The following is a 14,549-nucleotide window of genomic DNA, read 5'->3' on the forward strand; positions in this document are numbered from 1 at the left end:
ACCGCAACGACAGGAACGACCCCCGTGACGACCCCCGTGACGACCGCCAAAGAGGGACCCGCCCCGGCCGCCCTGCGCACGGCCAACGGCGGCGAGGCCACCCGCTGGGTCCTGGCGCACTGCCGCCAAGTGCCCTGGCTGACCGCCGCCACCGTGCTCAGCACGGTGGCGGGGGCCGCGCTCCAGGTGCTCCCCGTGCTGCTGCTCGGCCGGGTGGTCGACGCGGTGGTGGAGGGCGGGCCGCGCTCGGTCCTGACCACCGTCGGCACCCTGCTGGTGGCCGCGGCGCTGCTCGGTGCCGCGGCCGCGGCCGCCTCCACCTACCTGATCGGGCGGCTCGGCGCGGACCTGCTCGCCCGGCTGCGGGAGCAGGCGGTGCGCGCGGTGCTCGGCATGCCCAGCACCCGGATCGAACAGGTCGGCAGGGGGGACGTGCTGTCCCGGGTCGGGGACGACGTGGCGGTGCTCTCCAGGGGCATCCGCTCGGCCGTGCCCACGGTGTTCTCGGCGGGCGTGCTCGTCCTCATCGCCACCGTCGGCATGTTCGGCCTCGACTGGCGGCTCGGCCTCGCGGGCGCCGGCGCGCTGCCCGCGTACGCCCTGGCCCTGCGCTGGTACCTGCCCCGCTCGGCCCCGCTCTACCGCGCGCAGCGCACGGCCCAGGCCGACCGCGCCCAGGCGCTGATCAGCGGCCTGGACGGGATCGACACGGTCCGCGCGTACCGCCTCGAAGGTGCCTTCCGCGAGAAGGTCACCGACGAGTCGTGGCGGGTGCGCGACCTCGGTGTCGAGGTGTTCCGGTTCTTCGGCCGCTTCGTCGGCCGGGAGAACCGCGCCGAGTTCATCGGCCTCGTCCTGATCCTCGTCGTGGGGTACGCCCTCCTGGAGGCGGACGCCGCGTCCCTGGGCGAGGTGGCGGCGGCCCCGCTGATGTTCCACCGGCTGTTCACCCCGCTGGGCGCCATCATGTTCACCTTCGACGAGGCGCAGAAGTCGGGCGCGAGCCTGACCCGGCTCGTCGGGGTGCTGGGCGAGTCCGCGGGGGAGCGGCTGGTGGGCGACGACTCCGTCGCGGCGGCGGGCGAGGAGCCGCTTCCGGTGGTGGTGCGGGGGCTGACGTTCAGCTATCCGGACACCGAGGAGCCGGTCCTCAGGGACGTCGACCTGACGATTCCCGCGGGCGGTTCGCTCGCCCTGGTGGGGGCGACGGGCGCGGGCAAGTCGACGCTCGCCGCGCTGATCGCGGGCATCGGCACCCCGCTGTCGGGCTCGGTGCGCATCGGGTCCGACGACCTCGCGGAGCTGGACGAGGCGGGCGCGCGCGCCCTGGTGAGCATCCTCACCCAGGAGACGCACGTCTTCTCGGGGACGCTCGCCGACGACCTGCGCCTCGCGGCGCCCGGGGCGAGCGACGCCGAACTGCTGGACGCGCTGCGCACGGTCGGCGCCGACGGCTGGGCGCGGGCCCTGCCCGAGGGGCTCGGGACCGAGGTCGGCGAGGGCGGGGAGCGGCTGGACGGGACCAAGGTCGCCCAGCTCGCCCTGGCCAGGCTGGTGCTGGGCCGGGCGCCCGTTGTGGTGCTCGACGAGTCCACCGCCGAGGCGGGCAGCGAGGGCGCCGCCGCGCTGGAGCGGTCCGTGCTGGCCGCGTGCGCGGGCCGCACCACGCTGTTCGTGGCGCACCGGCTGACGCAGGCGATGGCGGCCGACCGGATCGCGGTGCTGGACGCGGGGCGCGTGGTGGAGGAGGGGACCCACGACGAGCTGGTGGCCCTGGGCGGCCGTTACGCACGCCTGTGGCAAGCCTGGCGGGAGGGTAGTTAGGGAATCCTAAGTTAGGCTAACCTAACTTTCGGATCTTGAGGGGTTTTCGGGTCTTGGAAGGGTTGAGTCTTTCGATGATGGAACCGCGTGCCCGCTTCGTGCTGCTGTCTCCCGCCCGCCTGGACGCCGTACGCCGACGCACCGGCGAACGCTCCGACCTGACCGTCGCCACGGCCTGCGCCATCGGGCTCGCCCACTGGGCCACGGGCAGCCGCCCCGACGGGCTCGACCTCACCCCCGCCACCCTCTTCACCGACGTGCTCGGCTGGGTCGAGGGCGGCGGCGCCGGGCCCGCGGGCTGGGCCGTCGGGGCCGACGGCCGGAGCATCGAACTCCCCGGAGGGGTCGACGCGGCCGACGCGCAACTGGCCCTCGACGACCTCGCCGACTTCCCCGAACGGCCCCTCGGCACCATAGGCCCCTGCGGCGCGGCGGCCAGGCTCGCGACCCTGGCCCGCTGGAACGCCACCGGCGCCGACCGGGCCCGCCCCGCCGTCGTGGCGATGTTCCGCGAACAGGCCGCGGCGCGGCCCGACGCGATCGCCGTCGTGGACGAGCGCCGCTCACTGACCTACCGTCAGACCGCCGAGCTCTCCGCCCAGCTGGCCCACCGCCTGATCGCGCGCGGCCTCGGCCCCGAAGACGTCGTCGGCATGTCCCTGGAACGCTCGGCTGACATGGTCGTCGGCCTCCTCGGCATCCTCAGGGCCGGCTGCGCGTTCGTCCCCCTCGACCCCCGGTGGCCCGCCGCCCGCAGGGCCGTCGTCGTCGAGGACGCCCGCGTCGCGGCGCAGCTCAACGCCACCGGCACGAGCGCCCCCGGCGAACCGGACGCCGTCGCAGTCGACCTCGACGACTGGCGCCACGCCGCCCTCCCCACCGACGACCCCGGCGTCACCGTCCCCGGCTCCGCCCTCGCCTACGTCATCTTCACCTCGGGCTCCACCGGCCGCCCCAAGGGCGCGATGATCCGGCACGAGGCGATCAGCGAACGACTGCTGTGGCAGGGCGGCGAGGTCCTGGACTTCGGCCCCGACGACGCGTCGCTCTTCAAGGCGCCGCTGTCCTTCGACATCTCCGTCAACGAGATCTTCCTGCCCCTGGTGCGCGGCGGCCGGGTGGTGGTCCTGCGCCCCGGCGGCGAACGCGATCCGCACCACCTGCTCGACGTGATCGCCCGGCACCGCGTCACCTTCACCTACCTCGTGTCGTCCATGCTCGACGTCCTCCTCGACATCGCGGGCGACTCGGGCGGCCTGGCCAGCCTGCGGCACGTCTGGTGCGGCGGCGAGGTGCTGACCCCCGAGCTGTACGAGCGGTTCCGCACCCGCCTCGACATCCCCATGTACCACGGCTACGGCCCGGCCGAGACGACCATCGGCGTCTCGCACGTCGTCTACCGGGGCGCGGCCGCGCGCCTGTCGACGTCGATCGGCAGGGCCAACCCCAACACCCAGCTCTACGTGCTCGACGACGAACTGCGACCCGTCCCGGTCGGCGTCGGCGGGGAGCTGTACGTCGGCGGGCTCCTCCTCGGCCGCGGCTACGTCAACGCGCCGGGCCTGACGGCCGCCCGCTTCGTCGCCAACCCCTTCGCCGACGACGGCTCGCGCCTCTACCGCACCGGCGACCTCGCGCGGTTCGCCCCCGACGGCTCCCTCGACTTCCTCGGCAGGGCCGACAACCAGATCAAGATCCGCGGCATGCGCCTGGAGATCGAGGACGTCGAACTCGGCCTCGCCGAACACCCCGCCGTGCGCCACACCTGCGTCGTCGCGCGCAAGAACGCGGCGGGCGGCACCTACTTGACCGGCTACGCCATCCCGGCGGCGGGGCACGAGGGGCTGAGCGCGGACGAGCTCAGGACCTGGGCCGCCGCGCACATGGTGGAGTACATGGTGCCCGCCCACGTCGTCGTCATGGCCGAGTTCCCGCTCACCGCCAACGGCAAGGTCGACAGGGCCGCGCTCCCGGAGCCGGTCAGGGCGGGCGGCGCGCACGTCCCGCCCGCCACCGACGACGAGCGCGCGGTGTGCGCCGCGGTAGCCGCCCTGCTCCAACTGGACGAGGTCGGCGTCGACCAGGACTTCTTCCAGCTCGGCGGCGACAGCATCCTCGCGATCTCCCTGCTCGGCGCCCTGCGCGCGGCGGGCCTGCACGTCACCGTGCGCCAGGTCTTCACCCACAGCGTCATCGGCGCGCTGGCCGCGGTCGCGAGCCGCGAGGACACCACCGCGGTCGACCACGACGACATCGCCACCGGCGCCGTCACCGGATCGCCGGTCCTGCGGTGGCTCGGCGACACCACCGACGCGATCGACGGCTTCGTCCAGACGGTCGTCCTCACCACCCCCGCGGACCTGACCGCCGACGCCCTCGACGCGGTCCTCACCGCCCTCGTCACCCGGCACGACATGCTCCGCGCCAGGCTGGTGCGCGGCGACCGCTGGAGCTTCGAGGTCCCGCCGCCCGGCGCCCCCTTCACGTACCGCCAGGAGTGCGAAGGCCCCCTGGCGGAGTGCGTGGCCCTGGCCGCCGAAGGGCTCGACCCGGAGCGCGGCGCGATGCTCGGCGCCGTCTGGCGCCGCGCCGCGCGCCAGCTCGTCCTCACCGTCCACCACGTCGTGGTCGACGGCGTGTCCTGGCGCGTCCTGCTGGAGGACCTGGCCGCGGAGTGGCGTCGGCACTGCTCGGGCGAAGCGGTCCAACCGCCCTGGGCCACCACGTCGTTCCGCCGCTGGACGCAACTGCTCGAACGCGCCGACTTCACCGCCGACCTGGCCCACTACGAGCGGCCCCTGCCGGGACCCGACGCGCTCCTGGGGCGGCGCGCCCTGTCCGCCTCCGACACCGTCGCGCACGAACGCACCAGGACCGTGAAGGTCGGCCCCGAGGTCACGGCCGCGCTGCTCGGCGAGATCCCCGCCAAGTTCCACGCGCGGGTCAACGACGTGCTCCTGACGGCGCTCGCCGTCGCCCTCGCCCGGTGGCGGCGCGAGCGGGGCCAGGAGCAGACCTTCGCCCACGTCGAACTGGAGGGCCACGGCCGCGAGGCCGGCCACGTGGCGGACGCCGCCGGTTTCGACCCCGACCTCTCGCGGACAGTGGGCTGGTTCACCACGCTGTTCCCCGTCACCGTCGACCCCGGCGCGGCGGCCGACTTCACCGACCCCGGCTACCTGGCGGGTGCGCTCAAGGCCGTCAAGGAGGACCTCGCCCGCGTGCCGCGCAACGGCCTGTCCTACGGCGCGCTGCGCCACCTGCACGGCGCCTACTTCGCCGCGCCCGCACCGCAGGTCCTCTTCAACTACCTGGGAAGGTTCGAGGCAGGCGCGCAGGGCGACTGGCAACTCACCGGCAGTACGCAGCAGTTGGGCGAGAGGCGCGATCCGCGCATGCGGCTGCCGCGCGCCCTGGAGTTCAACGCGATCGCCGAGCCCGCCCCGGACGGCGCGCGCGAGGGCGCGTACGAACTCGTCACCACCCTCTCCTGGCCCGACGGAGTGTTCACCGAGGCGGACGTCACCGCGCTCGGCACGTACTACCGGGTGGCACTCGCCGGGCTCGCCGCGCTCGACGAGGGCGGCCACACCCCGAGCGACTTCGACCTCGTGCCGCTCACCCAGGCCGACGTCGACGCCCTGGACGGGCCCGCGCTGCGGGACGTCCTGCCGCTCACCCCGCTCCAGGAAGGGCTCTACTTCCACTCCGTGTACGACGACGCCTCGTCGGGCGCCTACGTCGAGCAGCAACTGCTCACCCTGGAAGGCGAAGTGGACGCCGAACGGCTCGCGGCGGCGGCCTCCCGGCTCCTCGCGGTCCACCCGAACCTGGCCGCGCGCTTCACGGCCCTCGCGGACGGCCGCGTGGTCTCCGTCGTCGAGAGCGGCGTCCGGGCGCCGTTCACGCTCCTGGACCGCCCAGGCATCACCGACGAGGAACTGCGGGAGTACGCCGAACGGGACCGCCGCGCCGGATTCGACCTGGCCGCGGGCCCGTTGACGCGCTACACGCTGATCCGCACGGCGATCGGCCGCAGCGTCCTGGTGCAGACCGTGCACCACATCGTCGCCGACGGCTGGTCGGTGCCGCCGATGCTCCGCACGCTGCTGGCCGAGTACCACGCGCCGGGCACGGTCCACCCGATCGGCGGCTTCCCCGACTACGTGCGCAGGCTCGCCGCGCGCGACGCCGAGGAGAGCGACCGCGTGTGGCGCGCGGAACTGGCCGCACTGCCGGGCCCCTCCCTGGTCGCCGAAGGCCACACCCCGTCCGGCCGGTTCGCCGACGTCGCCGCCGAACCGGGGGGCGACACCGACGCGGCGGCCCGCGCGGCGGGCGTGCCGCTGAGCGTGGCCGTGCACAGCGCCTGGGCCCTGACCCTGGGCGGCATCCTGCGGAGCGAGGACGTGGTGTTCGGCTCCACGGTCTCCGGTCGCGACGTGGACGTGCCCGGCATCGAGGACATGGTGGGCCTGTTCATCAACACCGTTCCCGTACGCGCCCGCTGGGGCGGCGCCACCACGGCGCGCGAACTGCTCGCCTCCGTACGGGAGCACCAGAGCGCGGTCCTGCCGCACCAGCACGTCTCGCTGTCGCGCGTCGGCCGCCTCGTCGGGACCGGCCCCCTCTTCGACACGCTGGTGGTCTTCGACGTCGCCACCGACGTCAGAGCCCTGCGCGGGGAGGGCGACACCCTGGTCGTCACCGGCATCGTCAACGAAGGCGCCCCGCACTACCCGCTGACGCTGGTCGTGGAGCGCGCGCCCGACGGACGCCCGCGCTTCGTCCTGATCCACGACGCCGAACTGCTCGGCGAGGCGGCCGCCCGCACGATCCTCCACGCGTTCACCCGCGCGCTGGACGGACTGCTCGGCCACCCGGACGCGCCGGTCGGCCGGTGGGACCCCGAAGCCGCAGGCCGCCCCGGGCCGGTCGCCCCGACCACCCTCGGTGAACTCTTCGACGCCGCCGCGCGCCGCGACCCGGCCGCCACCGCCGTGACCCAGTGCGCGCTCGACGGCCGCACCCGCTCCCTGACGTACGGCGAACTGCTGCACGCGAAGGACGAGTTGGCCTCGTTGCTGCGCGCGGCCGGGGTCGGCCCCGGCAAGCGCGTCGCCGTCTCCGTCCCGCGCTCCGCCGAACAGGTCGTCGCCCTGGTCGCGATCGTCGACGCGGGCGGCGCGTACGTACCGCTCGACCCGGCGTACCCGGACGAGCGCCTCGCGTACGTCATCGCGGACGCCGCCCCGCAGGTGGTGCTGGTCGCCCCCGGGCAGCGGGAGCGGTTCACCGCCCTGCTGGACCGCGCGGGGGTTGCGGCCCGGCTGCTCGTCCAGGGCGAGGAGCCGCTGCCGGGCGCGGTGGGGACCGGCCCCGGCGCGGGGTGGCACGACCCCGCGTACGTCATCTACACCTCGGGGTCGACCGGCAGGCCCAAGGGCGTCGTCGTCCCGCACTCCAGCGTGGTGACGCTCCTGGCCAACACCCGCCCCGCCATGGGGTTCGGACCCGACGACGTCTGGGTCCAGTTCCACTCCTCCTCCTTCGACTTCGCGGTCTGGGAGCTGTGGGGAGCGCTGGCGCACGGCGGCGAACTGCTGGTGCCCGAGCACGCGCTGACCCGCTCGCCGGTCGACTTCCACCGGCTGGTCGTCGAACGCGGGGTCACCGTACTCAACCAGACGCCCTCGGCCTTCCACCGGTTCGTCGAGGCCGACCGGCACGCCGGGTCGCCGGGCACCGCGCTGCGCCGCATCGTCTTCGGCGGCGAGCCGCTCGACCTCGGGCGGCTGCGCGGCTGGGTGGAGCGGCACGGCACCCACTCGCCCGAACTGGTCAACATGTACGGCATCACCGAGACCACCGTCCACGTCACCCACCGGGTCCTCACCGACGAGGACTTCGGGCGCGAGGACACCGCCGCCCCGATCGGCGGCCCGATCCCCGGCCTGCTCACCCACCTGCTCGACGAGCGGCTGCGGCCGGTGCCGCCGGGGCGGGTGGGCGCCATCTACGTCGCGGGCGACCAGGTGGCGCTCGGCTACCTGGGCAGGCCGGGGCTCACCGCGGGGCGGTTCGTGGCGGACCCCTTCGCGGGCGACGGCTCCCGGATGTACCACACCGGCGACCTCGCGCGCCGCACGCTGGACGGCGGACTCGTCTTCGTGGGGCGCTCCGACGGACAGCTCCAACTCAAAGGATTCCGGATCGAGTCGGGCGAGGTGGAGACCGCGCTGCGGGAGCTGGACGGGGTCGTGGACGCGGCCGTCACCGTCGCGGACACCGGGGACCACCTCGTGGCGCACGTGGTGGGCCGGGTGCCGGGCGACCTCACCGCACTGCTCGCCGCCAAACTGCCCGCGCACATGGTGCCGGGCCGGGTGCTGCCGCTCGACGCCCTGCCGCTGACGGTCAACGGCAAGCTCGACCGCGCGGCCCTGACCGCCCGCGCCGCCGAGCGGGAGACGGCACAAGACCGCGGCACCGACGACGTCCACGGCGCCGGGGCCCTCGCGGACGGCCACGCGCTGGACGCGCTCACCCGCATCTTCGGCGAGGCCCTGAACAGCACCGACGTCGACGCGGACACCGACTTCTTCGGCGCCGGGGGCGACAGCATCACCGCCATCACGGTGATCAACCGGGCCAGGGCGCTCGGCCTGCCCGTCGCGCCCAGGGACGTGTTCCTGCGCAAGACGCCCCGCGCGCTCGCCGACCACCTCGGCACCCGCGCCCCGCAGGCCGAGCCGCCCGCTCGGTCCCACCGCCAGGACGGCCCGCTGCCCGCGCCGCCGATCGTGCTGCGCCAGCGCGAACTCGGCGGCTCGCTCGCCCGGTTCGCCCAGGCCAGGGCGCTCGTGGTGGCCGAAGGCAGCGGATTCGCCGACGTCTCGCGCGCCGCGCGCGCCGTCGTCGCCGCGCACCCGGCCCTGCGCCTGCGGCTGCACGTCGAACACGGCGTGTGGACGCTCCGCACCCGGCCGGTCGAGGGGGCCGACGTCGTGCGGAGCGGCACGACCGACCCGGTGCGCGCCGCGAACGAGGCCGCGGGCCGCCTCGACCCGGAAACCGGCGAGGTCGTCGCGTTCTCCTGGCTGGAGCCGAGCCGGACCCTGGTCGTCACCGTCCACCACCTCGCCGTCGACGCCGTGTCCTGGCTGGTCCTGCTCGACGACCTGGCCACCGCCCTGCGCGGAGCGCCGCTGCCCCCGCCGACCACGTCCTACGCCGAATACGCCGAGGCGCTGACCCTCACGGCCGCCCACGCGACCGACAGCCTCGGGCACTGGCTCGACACGCTCCGGGCCCCCGCGCTGCTGCCCGGGTCCGAAGGACCGCGCGGGGCGGACGAACCGCGCGAGACCACGGCCGTCCTCCCACCGGGCTCCACCGACCGCCTCGTGCGCACCGCCCCCACCGCGCTGGGCATCGACCTCACCGAGCTGCTGTGCGGCGCGCTGCGCACCGCGCTCACCCGCGTCCAGCGGACGCCCACGGACCTCGCGGTCGACCTGGAACGGCACGGCCGCGTCCCCGCCCTCGACCACCACGACTACACCCGTACGGTCGGCTGGTTCACCGCCGTGGCGCCCGTACGGCTCACCGCGCACACCGACCCGCTCGAAGCGGCGCGCGAGGTCCTCGCGCGCAGGCCCGACGAACGCCGCCACGTCGCGTACGGGCAGCTCCGCCACCTCAACCCGCAGACGGCGCCCCTGCTGACCGCCCGCCCCCAGGTGCTGTTCAACTACCTCGGCCGGGGCAGCGAGTCCCGGGCGCTGCCCCTCACCGGCGGCGACCAGGGCAGCCCGTACGCCGTCGAGGTCAACGCCTGGCTCGACGACGCCACCGGCACCCTGCGCGCCGCGTTCACCCTCGCCGACGGCGTGCCCGACGCGATCGCCGCACACTGGCTGGACGCGCTGGAGCAGCTCGCGGACGCCGCCGCGACGGCCGAACGCACGGCGCCCGTCACCCCGCTCCAGCGCGGCCTGTTCTTCCAGGCCCAGCTGGCGGGCGCGGCCGGGCACTACGTCGCGCAGAGCTGGTTCACCTTCGACCGGCGGCTGGACGCCGGGGCGCTGGCCGACGCGATGGCGCACGTCATCGCGCGCCACCCGGTGGTGGGCGCGGGCTTCACCACCGACGACGACGGGAACCCGGTCCAGGTGCTCAAGGCGGGCAGGCGGGTCGACGTCCGTACGATCGCGCTCACCACGGACGCCGAGGTCGAGGCGGTGCGCGCGGGCGACCGCGACGCCGGGTTCGACCCGGGCGAACCGCCGCTGATCCGGCTGACCGTCGTCCGCCTGCCGGACGGCCGCGACGGACTGCTGTTCAGCTACCACCTGCTGCTGTGGGACGGCTGGTCGCGCGAGATCGTGCTGCGGGACCTGTTCGACGCCTACGAGGCCGTCCTCGCCGGCCGGGCACTCGACCCGGCCCCCGCCGAACCGGGCTTCGAGCGCCACGCCCGCGCGCTCGCCGCCAGGGACACCGCCGCCGCCGAACGCTTCTGGGCCGAGCACCTGGCGGGCCTCACGGGGCCGACGCTGCTCGCCGGGCCCGCCCCCGAGCTGTCCGCCGAACTCCCGCGGCCGCTCGTGCGCACGCTCCGCGAGGAGGCCTCGCGGCGCGTGCGGGACGCGGCCAAGGCGCACGGCGTCACCCTGAACACCGTCCTGACCGGCGCCTTCGGCCTGCTCCTGGGCGCGCACACCGGACGCACCGACGCCGTGTTCGGCGTGACCGTGTCCGGCCGCGAGGGCGAGGGCCTGTCCGACGTCGTCGGCGTGCTCCTCAACACCGTGCCGCAGTGGACGCGGGCCGCGGCGGAACAGAGCGTCGGCGACTACCTGGCGGCCGTGCAGGCGGCCAGGGTCGGCGCGATGGACCACGAACACCTGGGACTCGGCGAGATCCAGCGGGCCGCCGGCCACGACGTCCTCTTCGACAACCTGTTCGTGCTCCAGAACTTCCTCGACCTGGACGCGTTCGCCGAGATGAACGCCAGGCACGGCATCACCTCGGTCACGGCGGACGACTCCACGCACTACCCGTACACCTGGGTCGTCACCCCTGGCGAGCGCCTCACGGTCAAACTGGAGCACCGCCACGGCGACGCGGCGCACGCGGCCCGCCTCCTCGACGCCTACCTGCGCGCCCTCGACGACCTGGCGGGCTGGACCCGGCCCCTCGGCGCGCTGCCCGGCTTCGGGGAGCGCCCCGAGCCCACCGGGCGCACCGACATCGGCACGGACACCGTCGTCGACCGCTTCGACCGCGCCGCCGACCTGGCCCCGGGGCGCACCGCGCTCGTCGCCCGGGGCGCGGCCCTGACCTTCGCCGAACTGCGCGACCGCAGCCGCGCGCTGGCGGGCGTACTCGCCCGGCGGGGCATCGGACCCGAGACGGCCGTGGGCCTGGCGATCCCCCGCTCGCTCGACTCGATCGTGGCGCTCTTCGCGGTGCTGCGCGTCGGCGCCGCGTACGTCCCCCTGGAACTCGACCACCCCGACGAGCGGATCGCCGCGATCGTCGCGGACGCCCGCCCCGACGTGACCCTCACCGTGAGCGCGGTCGCGCACCGGCTCACCGGCGACCTCGTCGAACTCGACCGCCCGCTGCCCGCCGCCGAGCCGTACACCACGTTCGCGCCCGGCGACCCGGACCGGCTGCGCCACCCCGCGTACACCATCTACACCTCCGGATCCACCGGCAGGCCCAAGGGCGTCGTCACCGAGTACGCCGGGCTCACCAACATGCTCGTCAACCACCAGCGGCGGATCTTCGAACCGGTCCTGGCCGCGCACGGCCACCGGACCTTCCGCATCGCCCACACCGTGTCGTTCGCCTTCGACATGTCCTGGGAGGAACTGCTCTGGCTCGCGGACGGCCACGAGGTGCACATCTGCGACGAGGAACTGCGCCGCGACGCGCCCGAGCTGGTCGCCTACTGCCGCGAGCACGGCATCGACGTCGTCAACGTGACCCCGACCTACGCCCAGCAGCTCGTCGCCGAAGGGCTGCTTGAGGACCCCGGGCGGCGGCCCGCGCTCGTCCTGCTCGGCGGCGAGGCCGTCACCCCGACGCTCTGGCGGCGCCTCGCCGACACCGAGGGCACCGTCGGCTACAACCTGTACGGGCCCACCGAGTACACCATCAACACCCTGGGCGTCGGCACCTTCGAGTGCCAGGACCCGGTGGTGGGCGTGGCGATCGACAACACCGACGTGTACGTGCTCGACCCGTGGCTGCGCCCGTCGCCCGACGGGGTGCCCGGCGAGCTGTACGTGTCGGGCATCGGCATCGCGCGCGGCTACCTCGGGCAGCCCGCCCAGAGCGCGCACCGCTTCGTCGCCTGCCCGTTCGGCCCGCCCGGCGCGCGCATGTACCGCACCGGCGACCTGGTGGTGCGGCGGCCCGACGGGAACCTGACGTACCTGGGCCGCACCGACCAGCAGGTCAAGATCCGCGGCCACCGCGTCGAACTCGGCGAGGTGGAGGCCGCCTTCGCCCTGCACCCGGCCGTACGCTTCGTCGCCGCACTCGCCCAGCCCGACCCGCGGGTCGACGGCGCCCACCGGCTCGCCGCCTACCTGGTGCTCGAAGGCGCCGGCCTCGCGGCGGTCGCGGCGGAGGTCGGCGCGGGGCTGCCGGACTTCCTGCGCCCCACCCACTACGCCGAGGTCGACGCCATCCCGCTCACCGTGAACGGCAAGGCCGACACCAGGGCACTGCCCGAGGCCAGACCGCTCGGCGCGCTGACCACGGGGGGTGAGCGCGCCCCGAGGACCGGGACCGAGACCACGGTGTGCGAGCACTTCGCCGAAGCGCTCGACCTGGACGAGGACGAGGTGAGCGCGGTGAGCGATTTCGTCTCCCTGGGCGGGCACTCCATGCTGGCGGTACGGCTGATCGGCCTGCTCCGCCGGGAGTACGGTCCCGTGGTCACCGTACGAGACCTGTTCACCCTGCGAACCCCGGAAGCGATTGCCCGCCACATCGATGACAACTGACCAGAAGAGCCCCCGCCCGGGGGCCGACATCCTGCGCACCGCGCTGCGCCGCAACACCGGCGCCATGGTCTGGGGCACGGTCCTCATGGGCCTCTACCAGGCGGGCGAGACCGCGTTCCCCATCGCGCTCGGCCTGATCGTCGAGCACGCGATGCGGGGCGAGCGCGGTCTCGGCCCGCTCGCCGTCTCGATCGGCGCGCTCGCCGTGATCATCACGACGGTCTCGCTGTCGTGGCGGTTCGGCATGCGGATCCTGCAGAAGGCCAACACCACCGAGGCGCACCGCTGGCGGGTGGAGGTCGCGTCCTGCGGGCTCCAGCCCGTCGCCAGGGACGTCGACCTGAAGTCCGGCGAGGTGCTGACCATCGCCACCGAGGACGCCGACCAGACCGCCGACATCGTCGAGGTGGTGCCGATGCTGATCAGCTCGCTGGTCGCGGTGGTGGTCGCGGCGGTGGCGCTGGGCCTGGCCGACCTCAGGCTCGGCGCGCTGGTGATCGCGGGAACCGCGGCGATCCTCACCGTCCTGAGCGTGATGTCCCGGCGGATCGGCGCGAGCACCAGGGAGCAGCAGGCCAGGGTGGCGCGGGCCGGTGCGAAGGTCGCCGACCTGATCGCCGGGCTGCGCCCGCTGCACGGCTTCGGCGGCAACCACGCGGCGTTCGGCTCCTACCGGAAGGTCAGCACGGAGGCCAAGCGCCAGGCGATCACAGTCGCCCGCGTCAACGGCGTCTACGAGGGCACCGCGCTCGCCCTCAACGCGGTGCTCGCCGCCGCCGTGACCCTGACGGCCGGCTGGCTGGCGTTCGACCGCCAGATCACCATCGGGGAGCTGGTCATGGCCGTGGGCCTGGCGCAGTTCATCATGGAACCGCTGAAGTTGTTCTCGGAGATGCCGAAGTACGTGATGATCGCGCGCGCCTCCGCCGACCGGATGGCGCTGGTGCTCGCCGCGCCGCCGGTCACGGTCCCGGGCGACGGGCGGCCCGCCGACGGCGGGGACCTGGAGGTCGACTCGGTCACCCACGGGGAGCTGACCGGCCTGAAGTTCCGGGTGCGGGCGGGCGAGTTCGTGGCCGTGGCCGTCTACCAGCCGCGCGCGGCGGCCGACCTGGCGGCGGTCCTCGCGGTGAACGTCCCGCCGGACGCGTACGAGGGAGCCGTACGGCTCGACGGGCGGGCGTACGCGGACCTGTCGGTCGACGCGGTCCGCGCGCACGTGTTGGTGAACCCGTACGACGGGGAGATCTTCGCCGGCACCCTGCGGACGAACATCGACCCGTCGGGCACCAGCCGTACGCTCTCCGAGGCCGTCGAGGCGTCCATGCTGACCGACGTGGTGGCCCTCCACCGCGAAGGGCTCGACCACGCCGTGCGCGACCGGGGCGCGAACCTCTCGGGCGGGCAGCGCCAACGGCTGTCCCTGGCCCGCGCGCTCGCCGCCGACACCGACGTCCTGGTCCTGCACGACCCGACGACGGCCGTCGACGCGGTGACCGAACAGCTCATCGCGCGGGGCGTCGCGAAGCTGCGCAGGGGCCGTACGACCGTGGTGCTCACCAGCAGCCCGGCGCTCCTGGACGCGGCCGACCGGGTCCTCGTGCTGGACGGGGGCGCCGTCGTCGCTGACGACACCCACCGCAACCTGCTCGCCACGGACGAGGCGTACTGCCTGGCCGTGGCGCGCTGACCGTCCGAGCG

Annotated in this window: 3 protein-coding genes; all 3 read left to right on the top strand. The window is 74.6% G+C overall.

Annotated elements, in window-relative coordinates:
- Positions 1–24 precede the first annotated feature (24 nt).
- The 3 genes from ACIBNE_RS04345 to ACIBNE_RS04355 all read left to right on the top strand — a co-directional run bounded on the left by ACIBNE_RS04345 (position 25) and on the right by ACIBNE_RS04355 (position 14,538).
- Positions 25–1,824 (top strand): ABC transporter ATP-binding protein, encoded by a 1,800-nt coding sequence (locus ACIBNE_RS04345; RefSeq protein ID WP_399269341.1) that lies wholly within the window; start codon positions 25–27, stop codon positions 1,822–1,824.
- A gap of 74 nt (positions 1,825–1,898) precedes the next feature.
- Entirely contained in the window at positions 1,899–12,848 is a 10,950-nt protein-coding gene (locus tag ACIBNE_RS04350) for an amino acid adenylation domain-containing protein (RefSeq protein WP_399269343.1), read from the top strand.
- Positions 12,838–14,538 (top strand): ABC transporter ATP-binding protein, encoded by a 1,701-nt coding sequence (locus ACIBNE_RS04355; RefSeq protein WP_399269345.1) that lies wholly within the window; start codon positions 12,838–12,840, stop codon positions 14,536–14,538. The genes ACIBNE_RS04350 and ACIBNE_RS04355 overlap by 11 nt, the downstream gene beginning before the upstream one ends.
- Positions 14,539–14,549: the final 11 nt, after the last annotated feature.

This window comes from Streptomyces sp. NPDC050504 (assembly GCF_044458065.1).
Taxonomy (GTDB): Bacteria; Actinomycetota; Actinomycetes; order Streptomycetales; family Streptomycetaceae; genus Streptomyces.